General features: G+C 47.4%; 23 protein-coding genes. 9 read left to right on the top strand and 14 right to left on the bottom strand.

Annotated features, from left to right (window positions below; genetic code table 11):
• Positions 1-74: 74 nt before the first annotated feature.
• From F459_RS23365 to hpt, 13 genes are all read right to left on the bottom strand, one after another.
• Complete coding sequence (locus tag F459_RS23365; RefSeq protein WP_020614551.1) at positions 75-899, bottom strand: glycosyltransferase family 2 protein; 825 nt, start codon at positions 897-899, stop codon at positions 75-77.
• 100 nt (positions 900-999) lie between these two features.
• On the bottom strand, positions 1,000-2,028 hold the full coding sequence (locus tag F459_RS0120610; RefSeq protein ID WP_020614550.1) for a GDP-mannose 4,6-dehydratase: 1,029 nt from the start codon (positions 2,026-2,028) through the stop codon (positions 1,000-1,002).
• Between the two features lies 1 nt (position 2,029).
• Positions 2,030-2,968, bottom strand: a complete 939-nt coding sequence (locus F459_RS0120605) for an NAD-dependent epimerase/dehydratase family protein (RefSeq protein ID WP_020614549.1) — start codon at positions 2,966-2,968, stop codon at positions 2,030-2,032.
• On the bottom strand, positions 2,961-4,052 hold the full coding sequence (rfbG, locus tag F459_RS0120600) for a CDP-glucose 4,6-dehydratase (protein WP_020614548.1): 1,092 nt from the start codon (positions 4,050-4,052) through the stop codon (positions 2,961-2,963). Before rfbG ends, F459_RS0120605 begins: the two co-directional genes overlap by 8 nt.
• The gene (gene rfbF, locus F459_RS0120595) at positions 4,045-4,821 is read right to left on the bottom strand and encodes a glucose-1-phosphate cytidylyltransferase (RefSeq protein WP_020614547.1); all 777 of its coding nucleotides are present in this window, start codon (positions 4,819-4,821) and stop codon (positions 4,045-4,047) included. Before rfbF ends, rfbG begins: the two co-directional genes overlap by 8 nt.
• Positions 4,818-6,140: a lipopolysaccharide biosynthesis protein RfbH gene (gene rfbH / locus F459_RS0120590; protein ID WP_020614546.1), complete on the bottom strand. Its 1,323-nt coding sequence runs from the start codon at positions 6,138-6,140 to the stop codon at positions 4,818-4,820. The genes rfbF and rfbH overlap by 4 nt, the downstream gene beginning before the upstream one ends.
• Before the next feature lie 3 nt (positions 6,141-6,143).
• Complete coding sequence (locus F459_RS0120585; protein WP_081623767.1) at positions 6,144-6,887, bottom strand: FAD-dependent oxidoreductase; 744 nt, start codon at positions 6,885-6,887, stop codon at positions 6,144-6,146.
• 14 nt (positions 6,888-6,901) lie between these two features.
• On the bottom strand, positions 6,902-8,698 hold the full coding sequence (locus tag F459_RS0120580; RefSeq protein WP_169517968.1) for an ABC transporter ATP-binding protein: 1,797 nt from the start codon (positions 8,696-8,698) through the stop codon (positions 6,902-6,904).
• Between the two features lie 492 nt (positions 8,699-9,190).
• Positions 9,191-9,394, bottom strand: coding sequence for a type II toxin-antitoxin system HicB family antitoxin (locus F459_RS0120570; RefSeq protein WP_020614542.1), 204 nt, complete (start codon positions 9,392-9,394; stop codon positions 9,191-9,193).
• Between the two features lie 148 nt (positions 9,395-9,542).
• Positions 9,543-10,865, bottom strand: coding sequence for a UDP-glucose dehydrogenase family protein (locus F459_RS0120565; RefSeq protein ID WP_020614541.1), 1,323 nt, complete (start codon positions 10,863-10,865; stop codon positions 9,543-9,545).
• A gap of 210 nt (positions 10,866-11,075) precedes the next feature.
• A complete protein-coding gene (gene mntA, locus F459_RS0120560; RefSeq protein WP_020614540.1) occupies positions 11,076-11,480 on the bottom strand; it encodes a type VII toxin-antitoxin system MntA family adenylyltransferase antitoxin in 405 nt (134 codons plus the stop codon).
• The gene (locus tag F459_RS0120555; protein WP_020614539.1) at positions 11,477-12,037 is read right to left on the bottom strand and encodes a winged helix-turn-helix transcriptional regulator; all 561 of its coding nucleotides are present in this window, start codon (positions 12,035-12,037) and stop codon (positions 11,477-11,479) included. The genes mntA and F459_RS0120555 overlap by 4 nt, the downstream gene beginning before the upstream one ends.
• 30 nt (positions 12,038-12,067) lie before the next feature.
• Positions 12,068-12,634, bottom strand: a complete 567-nt coding sequence (gene hpt / locus F459_RS0120550; protein ID WP_020614538.1) for a hypoxanthine phosphoribosyltransferase — start codon at positions 12,632-12,634, stop codon at positions 12,068-12,070.
• A 334-nt stretch (positions 12,635-12,968) separates the two neighbouring features.
• Here hpt and F459_RS0120540 point away from each other — a divergent pair, with 334 nt between their 5' ends.
• Positions 12,969-13,964, top strand: a complete 996-nt coding sequence (locus F459_RS0120540; protein ID WP_020614536.1) for an adenosine kinase — start codon at positions 12,969-12,971, stop codon at positions 13,962-13,964.
• Between the two features lies 1 nt (position 13,965).
• Here the strand turns inward: F459_RS0120540 and F459_RS0120535 are convergent, their stop codons facing one another.
• A complete protein-coding gene (locus F459_RS0120535) occupies positions 13,966-15,315 on the bottom strand; it encodes a response regulator (protein WP_020614535.1) in 1,350 nt (449 codons plus the stop codon).
• 38 nt (positions 15,316-15,353) lie between these two features.
• Between F459_RS0120535 and F459_RS0120525 the strand changes: the two genes are divergently transcribed.
• The 8 genes from F459_RS0120525 (at position 15,354) to F459_RS0120485 (ending at position 23,716) form a co-directional block, all read left to right on the top strand.
• Complete coding sequence (locus F459_RS0120525; protein WP_245540244.1) at positions 15,354-16,010, top strand: porin family protein; 657 nt, start codon at positions 15,354-15,356, stop codon at positions 16,008-16,010.
• 29 nt (positions 16,011-16,039) lie between these two features.
• The gene (locus F459_RS0120520) at positions 16,040-17,404 is read left to right on the top strand and encodes a DUF3943 domain-containing protein (RefSeq protein ID WP_245540243.1); all 1,365 of its coding nucleotides are present in this window, start codon (positions 16,040-16,042) and stop codon (positions 17,402-17,404) included.
• Between the two features lie 85 nt (positions 17,405-17,489).
• Entirely contained in the window at positions 17,490-18,242 is a 753-nt protein-coding gene (gene hisA, locus F459_RS0120515; protein ID WP_020614532.1) for a 1-(5-phosphoribosyl)-5-[(5-phosphoribosylamino)methylideneamino]imidazole-4-carboxamide isomerase, read from the top strand.
• A 3-nt stretch (positions 18,243-18,245) separates the two neighbouring features.
• Positions 18,246-18,839 carry a phosphoribosyl-ATP diphosphatase gene (hisE, locus tag F459_RS0120510; protein WP_020614531.1) on the top strand — a complete coding sequence of 198 codons (594 nt, stop codon included), beginning with the start codon at positions 18,246-18,248 and terminating at the stop codon, positions 18,837-18,839.
• A gap of 7 nt (positions 18,840-18,846) precedes the next feature.
• Complete coding sequence (locus F459_RS0120505) at positions 18,847-20,694, top strand: bifunctional homocysteine S-methyltransferase/methylenetetrahydrofolate reductase (RefSeq protein WP_033302213.1); 1,848 nt, start codon at positions 18,847-18,849, stop codon at positions 20,692-20,694.
• Positions 20,691-22,682 carry a transketolase gene (tkt, locus tag F459_RS0120500; protein ID WP_020614529.1) on the top strand — a complete coding sequence of 664 codons (1,992 nt, stop codon included), beginning with the start codon at positions 20,691-20,693 and terminating at the stop codon, positions 22,680-22,682. The genes F459_RS0120505 and tkt overlap by 4 nt, the downstream gene beginning before the upstream one ends.
• A gap of 433 nt (positions 22,683-23,115) precedes the next feature.
• Entirely contained in the window at positions 23,116-23,322 is a 207-nt protein-coding gene (locus tag F459_RS23770) for a helix-turn-helix transcriptional regulator (protein ID WP_020614527.1), read from the top strand.
• On the top strand, positions 23,315-23,716 hold the full coding sequence (locus F459_RS0120485; RefSeq protein WP_020614526.1) for a DUF2178 domain-containing protein: 402 nt from the start codon (positions 23,315-23,317) through the stop codon (positions 23,714-23,716). The genes F459_RS23770 and F459_RS0120485 overlap by 8 nt, the downstream gene beginning before the upstream one ends.
• The last annotated feature ends 381 nt before the right edge of the window (positions 23,717-24,097 follow it).

The raw sequence follows: 24,097 nt of genomic DNA, 5'->3' as shown, positions 1-24,097 counted from the left end.
TGGTTTTGGTCGTACTTAATCAATCGTCAGATTGAGGACTTTCTTTTTATCAAAATTAGAATTTGCGCAAGATATTATACGTTATCAACTTCGAAAGTTTTTCTTATACGCCTACTGTTATTCTGGCGGATTAGACTCTTTTCTGCAATAAACCTATAATATATATGTTTTTTAAACAAAGCTGTCGAATTCTTAAATTTTTCATTAAACAAGCCATCTTTACCATAATTCCAATCTTTCTTGGCCTGGCCCGGCTGTGAGACCCGAACCGGATAACTTGTAAGATGAAAAGCATCTCCTCTTATAATATTATAACCAACGAAGAACATAAAAAGATAAATATTTCTGCAGGAAGCTTCTAAATAAGCGCTTAATGTACCCTCCCGCAAAAATACAATTCCACTAAGTTGATGTCCTTTAATAAAAGCCTTCGAAGCAGATAGATACCCTTTTCCGATAAGTTGACTTTCCGTATTTCTATCCCTTCCCCCGTTTATTTGATTACCATATATGTCAATATTAACATAAGAAGGGATAATACATTTAACATCCCTTTTTTCAATGATTTTTGCAACATTTTCTAAATACTCTTTTGAGATAAAGTCATCATCTCCTAAATACATAACATATTCGGCGGTAGCATTTTCCAAGACTTTAACAGCGTTTTTTTCCAAACCAACATTCTCATTGTTGGACAAAACAGATATTGAAGAGGTCTTTTCGGACTGAAGAGATTTCACTTTTTCTATAGTACCATCTTGTGAAGCATTATCGCTGATCAATATCGAAACCTTATTTAAAAGGCCAAGCTCACAAATGTATGTATCAAGAAGATTTATGTTTTTTGCAAGAAAATCAATCCTGTTATAGGTAGGAATCAAAATTTGTAACAAGTCCATGCTTTATACCTTTTTTCCCTTTAGTTCTAATAAAGGTTATCTTTTCCATGGCTACGATTCACTGTCAGCCAAGAAGTCAAAAATTGAATCATCTCGCTTTTTAATCAAGAAACGTATTTACCCAAGAAATCATTTTTTTAATGCCAATAGAACTATGGATTGTTGGTGTCCAATCCAACATTCTTTTGGCCTTAGTAATATCTGCAATAAATACTTTTTGATCGCTTTCCCTTACCGGAAGCATGTTATATTTTAACTTTATTGATAGTTCATTCTCTAAAAAAGCAAATAATTCTAAAAGGGAAAGAGAATTTTCAACCCCTCCACCGATGCAAAAAGCTTCACCTTGTATCCGATCAATTCTATCTCCTGCCATAAGATAAAGTCTAACCATATCTTTTGCATGTAGAATATCTCTAACCTGTTTGCCATTGCCTGAAATAGTAAACGGCTCTTTGAGTTTCCCTTTTTTCGTCTCGATAGCCTTTTGAATGAACCAACCAACCCATCCCTGGTCATAGGTAGCAAATTGTCGGCCTCCATACATTGATGAATGCCTAAACACAGCTGTTTTCAAATTAAAAATTCGAGCATAATCAAGCATATACTGGTCGGCACTTCCTTTTGATGTACCATATGGAGAGTGAAAATTAAGTGGTACCGACTCATCAAATCCTTCCGGATAATCTTTACAAACAAACCTTGTCGCTTCCTCACGATATGTATACTGTTCTAAATCACCATATACTTTGTTTGTCGATGAATAAACAATTCCCGTATCAGGAGAATATTTTCTGACAGCTTCCAATACATTGAAACTTCCAAAAGCATTCACTTCAAAATCCATTCTAGGATTAGCAATGGAAGTTGTCATAGCAACTTGACCCGCGAGATGAAAAATAATATCAGGCTTCTGTTCTTTAATTATGCGATCAACATCATTGCGGTTTCTTATATCTCCGTGGACAAACTCAAATCTTTTTCCTTGCGACTGTAACCACTCAAGATTTTGAATGCTTCCAATTCGATAAAGATTATCAAATACAGTTAACCTATCATTTCTTTGGAGAATCTCTGCCCCAATATTAGAACCAAGGAACCCACAGCCCCCAGTTATTAAATATTTCATATTAGTCCTCCATAGACCTTTTTAAAAACTCAAGATATGAATATAGCCCAATTTTGAAGTCTGTGACTCTATAATTTGGAATTAGAGACTTTAATAGACCGACATCACATTGAAAATGCATCATTTCATTTTTACGATAAGGAAGAGCACCAAATTTGATCTTGCTATCACTATCTAATAAGGATTTGGCACTTTCAACTAATGAACGTAGGCTAATACCAACTCCTGACGCAATATTAACAATTTTCCCAATGGCGTGTTTATAATTACCCAAAAGACCATCAAGCGACACTACAAGATCAGAACAATAGATGAAATCACGCTCTTGCTTTCCAGGAGTCATCTCTATATTTTCACCATGATAAAGTTTATCCATTAGATACGGGATTAATTTATCTTTACTTTGATATTTTCCAAACAAATTACCGGGACGAATAACCATTGAAGGAAAGTCATAATTTCTATGAAGCATCAATGTAGTATTTGTTGTCGCTTGTTTAATCAATGCATAAGGAGAATCAGGATATTCTCTATCACACTCTCTAAAAGGAACAGGGCAGAGACTTCCATACTCCTCAGCAGAGCCAAATTGAACGAATAGTCTAAGAGAACTTTTATTTTGTAAGGTTTCAAACAAATTAATAAGAACTTTCAAATTAGTCTCTATTAAGGAAGAAAACATGGACAAGTCACGTTCTGCTGAAACTATTGATACAAGATTAACAACAAAGTTAGGTGGATATAAATCGATTATATCTTCGATATCCTGCAAATTAGTAATATCCGCCTCTATGGAGACAACATCTAAAAAAGATCTAAAAAAGCTATCATCAACTTTTTTATCTACAGCAATAATCCTGTATTTCTCATAGAGCTGTTCAATAATATTTTTTCCAACGAAACCGCTTGCACCAACAACCAGTAACGTATCTTTATTCATGGTTGCTTTTCCCTTCTCCATGAAAAACCGTTATCTGGTTTTTTGTGTAAGGAATAATAGAATCAGGCTCATCAAAAGATAATCTATACCAACGGCAAGTAAGCTCAATGGCCTCAGATGTAGAAAGATGAGGTTTCCATCCAAGAATACTCATTGCCTTACTAATATCCAGTCCTAGCAGTTTTGCTTCATGCGGTCCATCATCACCTTCCACCCTCCAACCGCCGGTTCCCCAGGAAGATACAACCAGAGATACCACTTCAGAAACCGAAAGGGCCCCCGCACTACCAGGTCCGAAATTCCATCCTCCATCATATTGCTGCGGTTCATCCCAAAGCTTTTGAGCAAGCAGTAGGTATCCACTTAAAGGCTCTAAAACATGCTGCCAAGGGCGAGTTGCCCGAGGATTACGAATCACAATATCCTTCCCGGTCGACAACGAACGGATGCAATCAGGAATCAGTCGGTCTTCCGCCCAGTCTCCACCACCAATAACATTTCCGGCGCGGGCGGTAGCCAAACCTACTTGATGCGTTTTTCCATAATCAGCAACATTAAAAAAAGAATGTCGATATGCAGAGGATAATAACTCTACGCATCCTTTGCTTGAGCTATAGGGATCATATCCTCCCATCGGATCACTTTCACGGTATCCCCAAACCCATTCTCTATTCTCATAACATTTATCCGTCGTTATCGACACAACAGAACGAACAGTATCACAACTACGAACAGCTTCATACAGATTAAGTGTTCCCATCACGTTGGTCTCATAAGTAAGGTGCGGTTCCTTATATGAGCGACGAACAAGTGGCTGTGCTGCAAGATGGAAAACAATATCTGGCTGGAACGAAACAAGGCTCTTTTTAAGAGCCTCTCCATCTCGGATATCACCAATCGTATGCATCATATGTTCTGTAAGCTGTAATATTGAGAACAATGCAGGGTTGGTTTCAGGCTCAAGAGAGAAGCCTTTTACGGTAGCTCCCAGCAAAAGCAGCCATTGAGTAAGCCAGCTTCCTTTAAAGCCTGTATGGCCTGTTACAAAAACCTTTTTGCCTTTCCAAAAGTTTTGATCAACCATTCCAAACCTTCCAAGGAGCCTTTTTGCTTTCCCACAATGCCTCCATCTCACGTTTCTCACGCAGGGTATCCATCGGCTTCCAAAAACCTGTATGCTTATAGCTTAGAAGAGAATGATTGCGCGCCAGTGTTTCAAGTGGCTCCCGCTCGAAAACGGTCTCATCCCCTTCTATGACCTCAAAAACATCTGGCTCAAATACAAAAAAACCTCCATTGATCCACGAACCGTCTCCTTTCGGTTTTTCTCTAAAAGATAAGACAGTATCATCATTATCAAGCACAACAGCACCGAAACGTCCTGACGGTTGGACAACAGTCATCGTCCCCGTCTTTCCGTGTTGCTTGTGAAAAGCAACGAGCTCCGTAATATTTACATTTGAAAGTCCATCACCATAGGTCACCATAAAGGTATTGTCACCAATATATGAAGCTATACGTTTAATTCTTCCACCGGTCATGGTGTTGAGCCCCGTATCAATAAGGGTTACTTTCCAGGGTTCCGCATGCTTATTGTGTACCTCCATACTGTTCTTCTCCATGTCAAAGGTAACATCTGCCATATGAAGAAAGTAATTTGCGAAGTATTCTTTTATGATGTAGCCCTTGTAACCAAGGCAAATGATAAATTCATTGAAGCCATAATGTGAATAAATTTTCATAATATGCCAGAGGATCGGCTTTCCACCAATTTCAACCATGGGTTTGGGTTTCAACTCGGTTTCTTCACTGAGACGTGTACCGAGTCCCCCTGCAAGCAGGACTACTTTCATCGTTTTATCTCCAGAAAATTCTGTATTACCTTAAAACTATAAGCAATTTTCTCTTCCGTTAGTCCGGGATAAGTACCAAGGAAAAAAGTATTGTTCATAATACGGTCGGTTTCCTCTAAGGAACCAGCCATCCTTTTTTGAATGTTAAGATAAGCTGGTTGCCGTAAAAGATTTCCGCCAAAAAGATTCCGTGTTTCTATACGGTGCTGAGCCAAAAAATTAGTAAGCTCGGTACGAGAAAAGCCACCCCCTTCTTTCACCGTAACAGGAAAAGCAAACCAAGCAGGATCGGCTCCGTCAATTGCATAAGGAAGAACAAAGATATCCTCCCATTGCCGAAACCCTTTCATCCATAACGAAAAATTCTCTTTCCGTCTTTTGATGAAATCATCAAGTTTTTTCAGCTGCTCCACACCGATGGCTGCCTGCATATCGGTAACTTTTAAATTATAACCAATATGTGAATACACATATTTATGATCATATCCTTTTGGCAATGTTCCATACTGGCCTGAAAAACGTTTTCCACAAGTGTTATTTTCACCTCCGGCGCAGTAGCAATCCCGACCCCAGTCTCTAATGGAGCGAATGGCCCGGGCAAGAAGATCATCATCGGTTAAGACAGCCCCTCCTTCACCCATCGTAATGTGGTGGGCGGGGTAAAACGAACAGGTTGCAATATGGCCAAACGTACCGACCATCTTACCATTATAGGTAGAGCCAAGAGCATCACAACAATCTTCTATAAGCCAAAGATCATATTTCCGTACAAGCTCCATGACAACATCAAGGTTATAGGGATTGCCAAGCGTATGCGCCAGAAAAATAGCCTTTGTTTTTGGCCCAATCGCTTTCTTGAGCTTTTCTGGATTGATGTTATAGGTACCGACTTCCACATCGACAAAAACAGGAACCATACCATGCTGAATAATAGGATTAAGCGTAGTAGGAAAACCTGCCGCCACAGAAATTACCTCATCACCGGAATGAAGACGCTTGACCTCGGGTAACAAGGGAGAAGTTAGGGCCGAAAACGCAATCAGATTGGCCGATGAACCTGAATTTACTAAAAAGGCATATTCCAGGCCAAAGCGATCAGCCAGTTCAGATTCAAAAATCTCCGAATACCTCCCGGCAGTAAGCCAAAAGTCAAGGGATGAGTCGACAAGGGCCTGCATTTCCTTTTCATCGAAAATCCTTCCTGCATAACGAATAGCAGTAGCTCCCGGAACAAAAGAGTCGGAAGGAAATCTTACAGTATAGAGTTCTTTAACGAGACGGCTAATCTCGCTTCTTAATTCACTTTCGCTTTTTGCCAAATTTCAACCCCATTCATCAATAATAATATTGTTTTCCAGAATACCATGATTCTGTAACTCTTTTTTAAACGTATCGATCATAGAAGGAGGCCCGGAAAGAAAGAAAACTCTATTGGCCTTCTGTTCCGTGATTTCTAAAATGTCAGAAATACAAAGCTGCCCTCGATGAATCTCAAATCTTTTGCCAAGATCAGCATTTCGACTTTCATCCAATTCTTCAAGAAAAAGGTGGATTCTTTCCTTTGTTCTCGTGCTAACTTCGGACAACGCTTGGTCGAAAATTAACACATCTGGAGAACGTACTCCATAAAATAATTCCACGCGAAATTGACTTTTCTGCTCGGTAAGAAAGGGAATAAACGGAGAAATACCGGTACCCCCTGCAATAAGAACAGCAGTATCGTTTTCCCGCAGATAGTGCGAAATAATAAACTCCCCATAGGGTCCCTTTAGCCAGACATCTTTTCCTACCTCAAGTTCTCGCTCCATTCTCTTCGTATACGATCCTTTTACGCTGTAAACAATAAAAACTGTACGTCTGTCTACATCACAACCTGCAATAGAAAAAACTCTTGATTCCGGCCAGAATCCTGTCGAAGGATCAAAAGAGTCTATGGCCAAATGGAGGAATTGACCCGGCTTAAAACGAGGGAAGTTCCTTTGGAGCGACAGTTGCACTTTATAGACCCCATTACCGTAAGAGACTATTTTATCAACTATCGCCTTCAGTCTTTGTGGTATTGCCATAAAAATGTTCCTGCCTAACTCAACTCCGCAATTTTCCTGAACCTTTCATCACGCTCAAATAATTCCCGATAGGTGCCCCGGTCCGTTATTACACCATGATCCATGGCAAAAATCTCGTCGCACTCCCGCACTGTAGCCAAACGGTGAGCTATCAAAATTATCGTTTTCTGATGGCCTAGAGCGTTGATGGCTTCCATAATAGCCGCTTCTGTAAGACCATCCAGAGCACTGGTGGCCTCATCCATAACCAACACATCAGGATCACTATACAGTGCCCGGGCAATACCAATTCGCTGCCGCTGGCCTCCAGAAAGACGTATGCCACGTTCGCCAACAATTGTCTGATAGCCTTCCGGCATCTCCTGAGAAATAAAGTCGTGAATATTGGCAATCCTGGCCGCTTTTTCCACTGCAGCTATATCTATGTGGTCCTCGGGAATACCAAAGGCAATATTTTTGGCAATGGTCTCGTCGGCAAGAAAGATGTGTTGGGGAACATAACCGATCAAATGTTGCCATGAACCTACGTTATCATCATCTATTTCCACACCATCCACCAAAAGCTTTCCTTTCTGAGGCCGCAATAAGCCAAGGATAATATCCACGGTCGTGGTCTTACCGCATCCCGTAGGCCCCACAAGACCAACCGTTGTATTCTTCCTTATTACAAAACTCTGGTCACAAATCACCGGATGATCTCCGCCCGGATAGGAAAAACGGACGGTATCCAACTTCAGTTCATTAGCAAAAACAAGGCTGTCGGCAAAAATTCTCTTTTTGTGAGCCTTTCTTTTTGCTTCGTCGGCCTCCCAATCACCAAGATTTTCAGAAATAAGTGCCACCACCGGTAGATTCGTTCGAAATTTTGCCAGATTGGAAAAAATCTTCTGGAGGGAAGGCATCATACGATAAAGAGCAAAGGCATAAAGACCGATTACCGGTACTGCACGCTGAAAATTACCCATAGTCCGCATCATATACAGCACAATAAGAAGAATTCCACCGAAGGCAATCACCTCCAGTACATAACGGGGAATAGCCCCGATTAAAGCACTTACAACCTGTACCTGGGCATTTTCGATAGAAGCAGGAATATAATCTTTGAGGAAATACTCCTCCCGTCCTAAAATTTTTACATCTTTAATCCCCTGAAGGGCTTCTGCAACCTTTTTATATCGAAGTCTGTTTGCCTCAACCCGGCGTTTTCCCAAATTATTGAGATACCGTTTTACCAGAAGATAAATAGCCCCATAAAGAAAACCAACGACAAGAAAAGCAAAAAGGGAAAGAAGAGGATTTACGACAACCAGCATGGCAATAATCAAAAGGGTAACTACCGTCGCTGTTATGAGTTCCAAAAGAGGCATCAACGCTTTATTAATCAACGTCGCAACCTCACCGAGGATATTTTTCATAAGCTCAGAGCTGTTTCTGTTCAGGAAAAAAGTGTACGGCTGATAGATATAACGGCGAAACAGCCGCAGAGAAAGGTAGTGCAAACGCATTGTGGTAAATCGGTTATTCACATAGGTAACGAGGGCCTTCATTGCATTGCTGAAAAGGATAAAAAGTACTGCACCAATGCCCAGAACAAAAAGAAATGTCTCGGTAGAGGAAAACCCAAAGGCATCGTAGGCCCATTTCAAATAACGATTGGTTTGGACCATCTGTGGATTACTTGCTACGGTAAGAAAGGGCATGATGGAACCAACGCCCACTAACTCTAAAATACCAAGAGCAAGCACTCCAATAAACACCCAAATAAGCCGCTTTTTTTCCCGCTTGGAAAAAAGGCCTATTAATTGCTTCATATAATTCATCGTATCTGCCTTCATCTGAGATATGAGAGATTATTCTTTCTACGTATGGTACTTTTTTTCTATCCTAAAAAATATGCTGCATGTACCGCCTGACAATGGCCCACTACTCATAAGCTAAATCCAGTTTACCGGTATTTAAGAAATAACCCCGGCATCACTAAGCACCGTTTCCAAGCTTAGGTAGTTGAAGTTACCCGCACAAAGCTCTGGCGCAGTATGATACAGCACTAATCCGCGAGGATAAGCGGCTCTGGGATTTACATAGATTCCCCTGCATACCCTCTCGAACACACCACTTTTTGCCGCCCTGCTGAGCAAGGCCTTTAAAGCAGCCCTCCTAAGCTCGGGAAACAGATAATGTTCTTTATCGGAAAAAGCGAAAAGCACTCACGAAACCGCTTTATACTTTTAGCAACCTGCCCATTGGTATACAGAAAGTAATGAAAAGCGTTACCTTTTGTATACCAATGCTATATTTCATCGCTATGCATTCAGGAACATATCTACAGGATCACCATGCTCCCTATATGAATCGATAAGCTTTCTTGCAACATCCTGGGCTATTTCAACTGTTTCTGCCACCGTTCTCCCCTGAGCAATAAGACCGGGCATATCCTCAGACTGTGCAAGATATTCGCCGTTCTCAACCCGTGAGATGTTCAGATGTATCGAATAGATATCTTCCATGTTCTTATTATACTCTTTTCGCACTCAGAAGCCAATCTTTTACCCCGGCTTCCCCGAGGGGGGAGCGGAAGCGAGCCGGAGCAAGCGCCGGGGAAAAAGCGGCTTTGCAGCGAGGGGGAGACCTCCCCCGCCAAAAGATTTATGGAACCTATACCCCGACCCCAACGTAGGTAAAGCCTTCGGCTTCGACCAGGCCCCGGGGGTAGATGTTGCGCAGGTCGAAAAAGAGGGGCGAAGAGAGGGCAGCCTTGACCCGGGGAAAATCGAGATTGCGGAACTGGTTCCATTCGGTAAGGATCACCACGGCGTCGGAACCCTGAAGGGCTTCGTACTCATCGGAAACGAAGGCAAGCTTGTCGCCCAGGGCTTTGAGCCTCCAGGCGGCCTCTTCCATGGCTTCGGGGTCGTAGGCGCGAAAGGATGCACCGGCGGCGGCGAGTTCCTCGAGAATGGTGATGGCGGGGCTTTCCCGCATGTCGTCGGTGTTGGGTTTGAAGGCAAGGCCGAGGATGGCAAGGGTTTTCCCTTCGACGCCGCCCATGGTATCGACGACCTTTTTGGCCATCAGCTTTTTCTGGTTTTCGTTGCTTTTTACCGTCTGTTCGATCAGCTCGATACGGGCTCCGGCGGCGCGGCCGATCTCGGCCAGGGCAAGGGTGTCCTTGGGAAAACAGCTTCCGCCGTAGCCCGGGCCTGCATGGAGGAATTTGGGGCTGATGCGGCCGTCCCGTCCCATGGCAGCGGCAACGTGCTGAACGTTGGCGCCCACCTTTTCGCAGAGGTTTGCCACCTCGTTGATGTAGGTGATCTTCATGGCCAGGAAGGCGTTGGAGGCGTACTTGATCATCTCGGCGGTCTCGATGTTGGTCTCCACAAAGGGGGTTTCGTTGAGGTAGAGGACCCGGTAGACCTCCTTCATGATCTCCATGGCCTTCTCGCTCTCTGCGCCGATAACCACCCGGTCGGGATGGGTAAAGTCCTGGACCGCGCTTCCCTCCCGCAGGAACTCGGGATTTGAGACCACGTCGAAGGGAATCTCCAGACCCCGGGCGGCAAGTTCCTCGGCGATCCATCCCTTTACCTTTTGGCCGGTGCCGATGGGAACGGTGCTTTTGTCCACAATGACCTTGTAGCTGTCCATGGTTCGGGCAATCTGGCGGGCAACCTGTTCTACATACTTCAGGTCGGCGGAGCCGTCCTCTGCAGGGGGGGTGCCCACGGCAATGAAGATGACATCGCACGCTTTCACCGCCTCGGCGGTATCCGTGGTAAAGGAGAGCCTACCGTAAAAGGCGTTGCGTTCGACAATGGGATCGAGGCCGGGCTCGTAAATGGGAACCTCACCGTTTTTCAGCCGCAAGACCTTTTTTTCATCGTTATCTACGCAGATGATGTTGTGTCCGAAATCGGACAGGATGGTTCCGGTCACCAGCCCTACATAGCCGGTACCGATAACTGCAATGTTATTCATGCGAATTCTCCGTTTTATGCTTAAATTATGATCAAATGATGCGTTTTTTATAGGCGAAACGCTTTAGATCCTGATCTCTACTCCCATTTCCCTGCAAAAGGCAACCAGATCCAACCACCCCTCTTCGGCAATGTTGTGCAATACTTCCAGGCTCAGGTCCTGCTATTCATGGACCGCAATACAATGATTGCCGCCTTGTTCAAAACAACATCATCCGGCTCGATAGGCATCTAATACCTCCTCCCGCTCCTCGTTAAAACGAAAGTACATTCCCAAAAGGGTTGCGGCCCGCAGATCGGCGGCAAAAGCATCCCGAAGGTAGCTCCTCTCCCCCGTAAGGATGGCTTCCCGTGCATAAACAAGATTGTGGGATCCAAGTTCCCCGAGATCAACCTGCCGGCCAAGCTGCGCAGAAAGACAGCCTGCAACGTTAAAGCGTTCAATGGCGGGTATCGATGTTCCGGGCTTTGGCATGAGAGCCAAGTCGATATCACTCTCCCGACGGAGTTCGTCCCTGACGGCGCTTCCCAGAAGATAAACGGCAAGCAGCCGATCATCTTCTGCAAAGCAGAGTTCCACAGCCGCCGAGATCCTGTGCCCTAGTGCACCATTCATACAACGTGCCTCTGCCCGAAAGCGCCGGGATGCCTCATCAGAAGCCGCCCCAGATAGTCCACCCCCGGCACAGAGGCCAGGGGATCCGGACGCGTTTCCTCGCCGTAAAGGAGAAAGACATCGTCGCCAGTTGTTCCGGGGTCGGGAACATTGCGACGCTTCTCAAGCATGAGGCCTGCCTTAACCGCGGCATGCTCGACGATAAAATCGAGATCGCTTTTTCCGACAAGGATAAGGCGATGGTACCCTTCGCGGCCGAGTTCAGCGGTAAACTGTTCGAGTGTCGTTCGATACCGGACCACATGCTTGATGGTTCGTTTGAAATAACCGTAGCTGCGTCTGAGAATCTCTTCTATCCCCTCCGGGGTCACCGCATAGCGCACATTGCGGCTGTTCAGCCGGCGTATGGTGATCCATCCCTTTTCGGTCAGCCGCTTCAGGATGGCATTGGTCATCCCGAGGCTTAGTCCGGCAATCTCGGCAAGATCACGCTGGCGAACCTTAGGGGAGTTGTTATAGATGGCTTCGAGGAGTTGCAGCTCCTGGTTCTTGTCCATTTTTCAGATTCTTCAGATAATCTCAGATAGTCAGAGAAATTTCACCCGGTCGATGCGGTCCAGTTCCCGATGGCGCTGCTGGTAATCGATTCCGTAGCCGACAATGAATTCATCGGGAATGACAATGCCGTTGAACTCGATGTCGATGGGAGTCTTTCGTCTGTCGATCTTGTCGAGGAGTGTACAAACTTTCAGATCCGCAGGGGCCCTGGTTTCGAGCAATGCGAGTGTTTTCGACAGGGTCAGGCCAGTGTCGATGATATCTTCAACAATCACGACATTCAAACCGTGGATCGGCTCGTTAAGTTCCTTGAGAATTTTGACCTCTCCGGTGCTTTCGGTACCGAGATAGCTGGTCACCGCCATAAAATCAACGGTGACGGGAATGGATAAGGCCCTGATCAGATCGGCCATAAAGACAAAAGAGCCCTTCAACAATCCCACGAGATGAACCGACCCGGCTTCCCGGTAGCGATTGCTGATATCATCAGCCAAACCCCGGACAATGCCGTGCACTTTTTCGTTGCTGATCATCTCTTCAAGACGGTAGCGGGCCCCCTCGTCGTTAATAAAAACCGAAGAGTCTTCTTTCTCCATACGGTGCTCCTTTCAATGTTCGCGAATATTGTTTAGGGAGGTTTAGTGTAAGAGGGAGGGCAGAGCTTCGCCGGACCGGTCCTGCTGATTCGGCATGAGGCTGCGCATCCGGAGCTCCCCGACCGGTGCGCGGGACAATTGTCCCGACTCCCGAAAGTTTCCGATCGCCGCCGAAACAGGCTGATCGACTCCCTCGGATATGTTCTGATTTGTTCATATTATGAACAAAAATGAGTGTAACACATCCCGTTTTTTTTTCAAGCGGTATCGGAACCAAATTTGAAAGCAAATTCTCCTCTTTCCCAGCACATCGAGGACAGTTATACTTCCCAATATGGTATACGGCATCGGAAACCCTCTAATCGACATTTTTGTGGAGGTGGAAGACGAGGATCTAGAAAAACTCGGCCTCTACAAAGGAACCATGCATCTAATCGATGAAGAACGACGGCATGAATTACTGAGATTCATCGATTCAAAGCAGAAAATCTATGGCTGCGGGGGTTCCTGTCCCAATACCATGGTGGCCTTGGCCTCTTTTGGAATTCGTTCCGCACTGGCCGGAAAGATAAACCAGGACCATTTCGGAGAGATTTATCGTAATAAGCTCCATGAGATAGGAGTCGACAGCTACCTGAAGGACGGAACACTGCCGACCGGCAGCAGCATTATCCTGATCTCCCCGGACAGCGAACGAACCATGAATACCTTCCTCGGAGCTTGCCGGGAATACGGGCCGGAGGATGTTGACGACGATGCCATCGCCGGTGCCGATTTTTTCCATTTCACCGGCTATATGTGGGATACCGAAAACCAAAAAGCAGCTATTTTGTACGGTATTGAAATTGCAAAAAAGGCGGGGAAAAAAGTGGTCTTCGATGTAGCAGATCCCTTTGCCGTGAGCAGAAACAGAGAAGCCTTCCTCAAACTGATCGAGGAAAAGGCGGATTTGGTTTTTGCAAACGGAGAAGAGGCAAGAATCCTTTTCGACAATTATGATGCCTACGAATGTGCCCGTAGCCTGGGAAAACTGGGAGTCTCCGGCGTGGTAAAAAACGGCAAACAAGGAAGTTTCGTCGTCTGTGAGGGAGAAATCCTGCGCATTCCCGTTAAGGGCAAGGAACCTGTCGATACGACGGGAGCCGGTGATATGTATGCGGCAGGCTTTATCCTCGGGCTCAGCGAAAAGCGCACACTTTTTGAATCAGGGCTTATTGCGAGTTTCCTTGCCGGAGAGATTGTCCAGCGCTGGGGAGCCCAGTTCCCTCTGGAAGAAGCCCGACGACTGAAAAAATTGATCGATACAGTCGATGCCGAAGAACTCCCCTGACTCACACTCCCCCTATCGGTATTTCAAAACGATAACGGCTTCCCCCTTCGCGGGACAACGACCACTTTGATCGCAGCTGGATGGCCAGGTTGGCAACGAGAGAAAGGCCGAACCCGCGTGAAGTCTTAGGATCTATCGAGGGGTCCATCCCGATGCCATTATCGGCAACGGTGAGGAGAAGCTCCCCCTCCCGGGCTTGTTCCAGACCGAGAAAAATAGAACCTCCTTTCCCATGACAGGGAAAGGCGTATTTAATAGCGTTGGTTACAAGCTCATTCGCGATCATCCCCAGAGGAAAAAGAATTTTTGCATCCAGGGTAATTGCTTCCAATGTACTTTTGTATTCGACATCCCGACGAAGAGAATAGGAAACTTTAATTTCATCAAAAAGGGCTTGCAGGTAACCGGCGGCATCCACACTTCGGTAATCTCCGGAACCGTAGAGACGATGGTAGAGCTCCATCATACCGTGAACCCTGTTCCTCGCCTCCAGCAAGGCACCGGATGTATCGTTTTCTCCAAGCATCGAAGCCTGCAAATCAAGAACCGCGGCAATGGTTGCCATGTTGTTTTTGATGCGGTGGTGGACCTCTCTCAACAGCAATTCTTTTTCTTTCACCAGGCGCTGGGCCTCTTGTTCCGCAGCCTTTCGTTTGCTGATATCCCTTGCCACCCAGACCACACTCTTACTATCCAGAGGGCTGATTGTCGCCAGGAACCACACCTCTCGATCATTAATCATGAGAGGATACTCGATCATTTCTACCGCATGGCGTTCCAGGACCTTTGCGATGACCTCAATAAACCAGGCGGTGAGTTTCGAGTCAAACACATCGGAAAGAACGGTACTTGTAAACGTTTCATCGGCAATTTCCAGATAACGACCCTGCCGATCAATGACAAAGACCCGATCACCGAGAGCCGTAAAAATGGTCTTTAGCTTTTCCGCCGATTCCTGAGCCTTTCGGTTTGCCTCAAATAATTCAAAGGCCATCTCGATGGAGGAGAGAAGTACGGAATTTCCCGAATTTTTCAGAACATATCCATAGCGGGTGATATCACGCACCCGTTCCATCATGTCGGCCTCACCATGGTTTGTAAGAAAAACAATGGGCAAAGAGCGATTCTGCAGAATTGCCTTTGCCGCCTCGGTTCCGCTCATTCCTGAGCCTAGGTCAATATCCATCAAAACGAGATCGAAAGAAGGTTCCGTGGTAATGTGGCTGAGGGCCGCCTCACCGGAGCAAACAGTGTCTACCCGAAAGCCATATCGTTCCAGGGTTTGCTTTTGAGCAAGCGCAATAACAGCTTCATCTTCGACAAGAAGAATATGCTTCCCTTTATTCTCCATAATTGATATTCTCCAACTCATCTGGCACAGTTATTTTGATGAAAAAGCAAGCCGCATGTTTTTGCGTATTCATTATGCTCGTCTCCTCGGCTCTCCACGGTAATGAGATCGCCTATTATTCCGCACTTTCCATATCCTCCTATGCCGGGCCGGGATTCGATGACTATCTGGATGATATGCAGAGCCGGGAAGGTGCAGAATCGGCAAAAAACAATCCGATTATCGGAGTATCCCTCGGAATCATAGCGGAAAAGCAGCTCAGCAATACCCTCTCGACGCGAGGCGAACTGGCACTTAGCGCCAGAGGTGGTGGCTATCTACTGAAATACGAGGATGGAAGGCAAGCATCGACACTTTTAAGCGAAATCGACCTTCAAATCCCCTTTCTCATACGCTACACGACCAGCATCGACGACGACAACAAACTTTATTTCATCGCCGGGCCCTCTTTTTCTATTCTCCTGATCAGCAAAGCATTCATTCAGGACGGGGCCGAATTTTCAATGCACTCCTTTCCGGAAACCGATCCCACCCTTATTGGCCTTTCCGCCGTCGGAGGTATCGGCGTGGAACTGCCATTTTCTGGAAAAAGGATATTCTTTGAACTGAGAGCCCTTACTGAATTGAACGATAGTATAACCGGTTACTCGCACGCTCACCAGAGGCAAATTTGCTTTATAACAGGGATCAAGTGAAATATCGTCATAAACTCTTGATACTACTTATGAATATTCTCTTTGCAACGGCAGGCGTTTTCGCAGAAGAACAGGCTTCCATCTCCTTCGCAGTCGGCATTGGGGAAACCCTTTTCAGTAACACGCTGCTCTGGGGCTTTAATCGCTATGTACATCATGCAGATTATGCCATGATCAGCTCCGCCTCGATTTCCGATAATTTTTCAAAACCATGGGTGTGGGACCAGGACTCCTTTGCCGTTAATCACTTGGGCCATCCTTACCAGGGCTCGGTCTATTTTTCCTCTGCACGATCGGCCGGCAATGACTTTTTCACCTCTGCCTCGATAGGCATGCTGGGTAGTCTTTCCTGGGAACTTTTCATGGAAAACGAACGCCCATCTCTCAACGATCTCATCGTCACAACTATTGGAGGGGCAACCTTAGGCGAGATGCTCTACCGCCTCTCCGACCTTCTTCTTTTTGGGGAAGAAGACCAACTTCATCTTCCCAATCTTGCCCGGAAAATCGGGGCCTTTGTTATGAATCCGGCAAAATCAATAAATCGGTCGATATTTCCCGACAGGACGCCGATCACTGCGCCTATTAGCGGATCGTTCTTTCTCTCAGCCGGCTATTCTCTGATTCATGTCGACCAGCTTGCCCCACGGGAAAACTATCTCAGCGACGACGGTATTGAGACAAATTATCAGGTGGATCTTCACTACGGCGATCCTTTTTACGGTACGCTTGCCGAGTCCTTCAGCACCTTTTCACTCAAGGGAAGTTTCGGAAGCGACCTTGGGAACCGCGTTCTCCTTACTTTTTTCTCGGAAGGTATTCTGAAGGGATGGCGCCTCTATGGAAAAGAGATAGAAAATCGCCACACAATAGGCATCTTTCTTCACTATGATGTCATCTATAACCGTTTCATCAACCTCAGCTCCAACGCCATTGGTTTCGGATGGCTACAGCAGCGTCCCATAAATGATGCCTGGAGTTTCTCATCCGACATCCACACCGCCTTCGTGTTTATGGGAGCAAGCGACCTCATGTATCTCAAATATCAGGATCTTTACGGCAGCCCGCCCAGTTATGAAAGACGAAATTACAGTCTCGGGCTTGGGGCCAACATAAAGCTCGGTTTCAGCCTCAATCGTAGGCAACGCCTTTTCTTTGACCTTGATTACTCCTTTTACGGACTCTCGATCATCGACGATTCAGTCCCGGAAGGAGGCTCTTCAGGTGAAGAATTTATCGGTAATGTATCGCTTTTAGGGCGTCTGATGATGTCGGATAGTTGGTTTCTCGGTATCCAGGGGCGTCTGTATCATAAAGAAAGTTTTTACAAAGATCTTCGGGACATGGATGCCATATATCATGACTATTCACTGATCGCCGGTATCGCCTTCTGAAGAGCTGCTTCTGAGGAGCCACTTTCTTGTACCTATCAGTCGCAACGAGTATAATGGTTAGAAGCAACATAACAGGGAGATTACCATGACCATTATTCCCGCCATCGATCTGCTTGACGGCCATTGTGTCCGTCTCTACCGCGGAGACTATGATCGCAGTACCGTCTACGATACAGACCCCCTTGAACAGGCAATGCGTTTCAAGGCGGCAGGGGCCAGAAGGATTCATCTCGTTGATCTGGATGCCGCCCGGGGCAAAGGAAAACACAACAGAGAGGTCATCAGGGAACTCTGTGAGAAGGTCGAGGCCCGTTTTGAGGTTGGAGGCGGTATTCGGAACGACCACGACGTAGAAGAGCTCACAGCCGCCGGAGTCGATCGCCTTGTTATCGGCACAGCCTTTGCAAGAGATCCATCCATCATCCGTCGCTGGACCGAGCGATTCGGCAAAAAATTCATTGCAGGTATCGATGCTACCGACGGAACGGCCAAGATTTCCGGTTGGGAAGAGGATGCAGGCATCAGCGATGTCGAATTGGCAGCCATGGCTGCAGGCAATGGTGCGATCTCCATCATTTATACCAACATAAAAAGAGACGGAACGCTTTCCGGACCGGATATAGAAAATAGTGTCCGGATCGCCAAGGCGTCGGGCCTGCCCGTCATTATTTCCGGAGGAATCGGAGGCGAGGAGGATTTTCGCCGAATATTTGGAAATAAACCGGAAGGTATTGCCGGCATCATTGTGGGCAAGGCCTTGTATGAACAACGCTTTGATCTGAAACGGGTCCTCGCCCTTTACCAGAGCGAAGCGGAAGAAGCGCAAGAGGAGTGGTGAACAATGGTTGAAGAAGTGATGCCGCTAGTTCTGATACGAAAAGACGGCACCATAGCGGATATCCTGAAAACGAATGAAAAGGGCTTCGGCAAAAGCATTGAGCGGGGGGAAATTTGGCACGTGTTTCCCGAAACAGGAAGGCTTTTGCCTCTTCATGAGGGAGGGGTTTTCTTTCTCTCGTTGCAACGTAAAAAAAAGTGGTTCGAAGCGGTTGTTGCCGATAGCTATACCGCTATTGATGAGAAGCTGGGAGGTGACACGCAGCAGGAGCAAAAGGAAAGGACGGCTCCATCGGATGTCCAAGAGGGCCGGACTTCCGGCATCATCGGCGAACTTGAATCCCTCATTGCAGAACGAAAAAAAAGCATGCCTGAAGGCAGTTACACCACCCATCTTTTTTCGAAGGGAAACGAAAAGATCAGGAAAAAAATGGGCGAGGAGGCCGTGGAATTGCTTTTGGCAAGAAAACGGGAAGATATGATCTACGAGGCATCGGACCTGTTGTACCATCTGCTGGTCCTGCTCGCAGACGAAGGGATCGCTTTTTCCGATCTCGAAAAAGAGCTGGCCCGTCGTCATGCTCCCGCGGAGGCTTAAGGCTGCAATGTTGAAACCATATCTTGAACGACTTGCCGACGGGGTTCTCCTTTTTGACGGGGCCGTCGGTACTATGCTTTATGAAAAAGGGGTCTTTCTCAACCAATGCTTTGAGCATGTGACTCTTACCTCTCCGGAAAAGGTATCGGAACTCCACCGGGAAATGATAGCGGCAGGGGCACAAGCCGTCACCACCAATACCTTCGGAGCAAACAGATTACGGCTCGACGGTTACGGCCTTTCCGAGCTTACCGGAAAAATTAACAGAGAAGCGGTCCGCCTGGCACGGGATGCTGCGGGAAAAGAGGTTTACGTTGCTGGTTCGGTAGGGCCCCTGGGCAAACGGGTCGGCCCGGTAGGCAAAATCGACAGTGAAGAGGCTCGCAGTGCCTTTCGCGAACAGATGGAGGCCCTTGCCGAGGCGGGAATCGATCTCTTCGTTCTCGAAACCTTCCGAAATATCGACGAGCTGCTTTTGGCCGCTGAAACGGCAAAGGCGACGGCCCCGGAAATCCCGGTGCAGGCCCAGTACAGCTTTCGCCCTTTACGGAGTGAGCAATACAATAATGATCTCACCCCTGTCTTTGCGCGGCTCCAGGAATCGGAACATGTCGATGTGCTGGGAATCAATTGCGCCACAGGGCCGGCACACATGCTCGATGTCATTCTTGCCTCGGGCGGAGTTGTCAGCAAACCGATCTCGGTCATGCCCAATGCAGGCTATCCCAGGGACTATGAGGGCAGACAACTCTACATGGCAAGCCCAGACTACTTTGCCGAGTACGCCTTGAAATTTCTTGAGGCAGGGGTACATGTGATCGGCGGGTGTTGTGGAACGACCCCCCTGCACATACAGAAGATGGCACAGGCAATTCTCCATCTCGATTCGAGTCGCCGAAAGGGCCTTACCATAGAGGTTTCGAGTAAAGAAATCGAAAGACTGGAACCGGTGGCATTGGAAAAACGCAGTGCTTTCGGTGCCGCCCTTGCCAAAGGGGAGTGGATTACTTCGGTGGAGTTGGTTCCCCCCATGGGGACCGATCTTGCAAAGGTCATCGAAAAGGCTAAAACATTAAGGGCTGCGGGTATCACCTGTGTCAATGTACCAGACGGCCCCCGTGCGAGCAGCCGTGTCAGTACTCTGGTAACCTGTATGGAAGTACAACGGAACAGCGGAATAGAAACGATCCAGCACATCTGTTGTCGGGACAAAAACCTGATAGGAATACAGTCCGAACTTCTCGGCGCACAGACGGCCGGTGTACATAATCTCCTGCTCCTTACCGGAGATCCTCCAAAGGTGGGAAACTTTCCTGACGCCACCGGGGTTTTCGATACAGACTCGATAGGCCTACTCAGCCTTGCGGATAGCCTGAATCAGGGGATCGACCTTGCGGGAAATCGCCTGCACGGCCAAACCTCTTTCGTCGCAGGAGCAGGGGCAAATCCCGCCGCCCAGGTTCTGGATAGCGAGGTTGAACGGGCCTGGAAAAAGGCGGAAGCTGGAGCAGAGTATTTTATTACTCAGCCTGTCTTCGATGTCGAACTGCTTTCAACCTTTCTGGATAAGGTCAAGGGAACGGGAAAACCCGTTATTGCCGGTATATGGCCTCTGGCAAGTTACCGGAACGCCCTGTTCCTCCATTACGAGGTACCCGGTATTTCCATTCCCGCAGATCTTCAGGAACGGATGAAAAAACATGATACAAAAGAAGGGGCGATGGAAGAAGGAATTCTCATCGCCAGAGAAATCATTGCAAAGATACGAGGCCGTGTCGCCGGCGTACAAGTAAGTCCCCCCTTCGGGAGGCTCGAAGCCGCGCTACAGGTCATCAAAAATCAGGAGGACATATGAATCTCGAAGCTTTACGGGCGGCCGCCACATCGATAAGGTCGCTCTCGATGGATGCCATTCAGACAGCCAACTCGGGACATCCCGGACTACCCATGGGCTGCGCGGAACTGGGAGCACTGCTCTACGGCGAAATCATGAAACACTACCCGAAGAATCCTCAATGGCCGAACCGTGACCGATTTGTCTTGTCTGCCGGCCATGGTTCGATGTTTCTCTACTCGCTCCTTCATCTTTCAGGATACGACCTTCCCTTAGAAGAGTTGAAGCGTTTTCGTCAGATCGGATCAAAGACCCCTGGACACCCTGAATACGGCTATACCCCCGGAGTCGAGACCACAACCGGGCCCCTCGGTGCCGGACTTTCCGAAGCGGTCGGGATGGCGGCTGCGGAGACCTTTCTGGCTGCCAATTTTAACACCGCCGATGCAAAGGTTGTCGATCACTATACCTGGGTCCTCGCCGGAGACGGTTGTATGATGGAAGGCATAAGCTCCGAGGCCAGCAGCCTTGCCGGACATTTGAAACTCGGCAAGCTTATCGTTTTCTACGATTCGAATAAAATCAGTATTGAGGGTTCCACATCTCTCGCCTTTACCGAAGATGTTGCCGCACGCTATCGTGCATACGGCTGGCAGGTGCTTTCCGGCGACATGTACGATATGGAAAAAACCGCCGCCCTTGTAGAAGAGGCTAAGGCGGAAACGGGAAAGCCGTCTCTGATTATTCTTGCCTCCACTATTGGCAAGGGCAGTCCCAACAAGGCGGGCAGTTCCAAAGTGCATGGTTCCCCTCTTGGCACCGATGAGGTCATTGCAACCCGAAAAAATCTCGGTATCCCCGAGAACGAATCCTTTTACATCGCTCCAAAGGCAAAAACATATTTCACGGAAAAACTGGAAGAACGAAAAGCTTCCTTCGACGCCTGGAATACGCTCTTCGATTCCTGGAGTAAGGCTCATCCCGAACTTCGGAAAAAGTGGGACCGTTGGTTCGCAGGCGATAGAAAAGCCGCTGCCGAAGCAGCCCTTGCCGCAGCGAAGATGCCTGAATATAAGGTCGGCGATTCCGTCGCGACACGAAAGGCTGGGGGCGCCGCTCTTCAGGCCGCCGCAGCCGCCATGGAAAATCTTGTCGGAGGATCCGCCGATCTTGCCCCAAGCAATAACACCGCTCTTCCCGACTACGGTGATTACAGTGCCGAGGAAAGGGCAGGCAGAACCTTTCATTTCGGCGTCAGAGAGCATGCCATGGGTGCCTTGGCAAACGGTCTTTCACTCCACGGCGGTCTCCGTTCTTTTGCCGCAACCTTTCTGGTTTTCTCCGATTACATGCGGCCCCAGGTCAGGCTTTCGGCGATCATGAAGGAACCGGTCGTTTATGTCTTTACGCACGATTCGATCTTCGTGGGTGAAGATGGTCCGACCCACCAGCCTATCGAACACGCCGCGGCGCTGCGCATCATTCCCAACGTTCATGTCTTCCGCCCTGCGGATGCCGAGGAAACGGTGAGATCCTGGGAACTTGCACTTCTCAGAGACGACGGCCCATCGGCCCTGCTGCTCACCCGTCAAAACCTGCCGGTTGTAGAAAAGGCGGACAGCTCCTGGCGCGATTCAATGGCAACGAAAGGTGCCTATATCGTACGGGAAAGCAGCGGTGCTCCAAAACTTGTGGTCGTGGCCACAGGTTCCGAGCTTTCCATGGCCCTCGAGGCAGTAGATCTGACAGGACGCAAGGATATCAGGGTCGTCTCCATGCCCTGCAAGGAGCGATTCCTGGCTCTTTCCGCCGACGAAAAAGCCAAGCTGCTGCCGAAAGGAGCAGAGGTCTATGCCACCGAAGCGGGAGTCAGCGATGGCTGGGAGGCTGTTACCGGCTGTCGGGATAGGGTCTTCGGTATCAATCGCTTCGGCGAATCGGGCCCCGGTGAAGCCGTTGCCGAGGATCTCGGATTTACCGCAAAGGCCTTTGCAGAAAGGCTAAAGTAAACCATAGTAAAATAGAAAAAGCCGTCCGGGAAACTCGGACGGCTTTTTTCAAGGTGTCTCAGGAGCTGGTAGGTGTTCGCCCGGTATAGCTGCCCTTTTCTTCGATAACATAATGAAGCAGAAACTCGATCTGCTCGGTAGGTCCGTAGGAATGGAGCATAAGATGAGCAAGAGGCAATCAATGTTCTTGGCCGCCAAGAGAGGTTGCTAACCGGATCAAGCAGTAGAATCCCGAGTATATGCTTGCAGTGCATGAAAAAAGGCATCACCTACGTGATGAATTAAAGTTCGGTTTCGATGGAGTCACCGCCGGGACAAAAAAAGAGGAGTGATTGCCACAAGAACTTCAACAAGGATTGTAAAATAAACTTTACATTTTGATGAAGTTGGATTACATTGCATGTAAAGCATGCTTTACATATTGGGGTCATGTATGGTTAATAACCTGCGGCTGTGGCGAGAACAACTGGGGCTGACTCAATTGGAATTAGCAAAAACCGTTGCGGTAACGCGACAAACGATTATCTCATTAGAACGGGGAAAATATCTTCCCTCACTTGTTCTGGCGTTACGGCTCGCAAGAATATTTGGATGTCAAGTTGAAGATTTATTTCGGCTGGAGGAAGAAATCTGTGATTAGAATCAGGTGGAGATTTGTTGTTTACGTTCTGCTTGTTATTGCATTGATTGCCGCGGGTGTCGTGCGTATCTGCGCTGGCGATGTTGTTTCTGGAACGAGTTTCCTTGTTACCTGCCTCGTTGTTTTTACTGCAGCCAAGGTTCTGGAACAACGACGGGTGCGCAAGTCCAAAGAATCCGGAATGGTTCCTTACGATGAGAGGGATGAAGCCAGAGCAGGTAAAGCCGCCCTGTTTACTTTACGGATACTTCTACTACTGCTCACCGTGACAATGCTGATAGTTTACACGGTAGGAGTGAATTGGGAAATACCGGTGATTATACCTGTTGGGATCATCCTTTTTCTCGCTAGTTTCATCCTACGAGTATCCTACTGGATCCTGAACAGGATGTAGCCGATCAAACGGCTCATGTGCACAATGTATTCTTGAGCATGTTTCTTTACCTGATTGAACTCCTGGTTATTTTGCTTCTTTCTCTCAAAGAAAGCCGGTGTACATGTCGCCACCGGAGGTAAATTGCAGGAAAACACCGGAATGAAATTGCAGACTCCGGCTTGAAAAAAAGGGCGGTACCGCCTTGTAATGGTTGTAGCCAAACAATCATAAAAACAAGGAGTACGCCCTACAATGCTGGAGTTACTGATGCATGAAGCACAGATGTTGAAACGACAGGGCAAGAAGATCAGAGAAATCGCTGAATCCCTCGGAAAAAGTGAACGCATGGTTCACTACTATCTGACGGAGCCCTCACGACCACGTAAAAAACGGAACTAT

Source organism: Sediminispirochaeta bajacaliforniensis DSM 16054 (assembly GCF_000378205.1).
GTDB lineage: Bacteria > Spirochaetota > Spirochaetia > DSM-16054 > Sediminispirochaetaceae > Sediminispirochaeta > Sediminispirochaeta bajacaliforniensis.
Note: the sequence above shows the minus strand (reverse complement) of the source record. Positions and strands in the feature narration are given on the sequence as shown.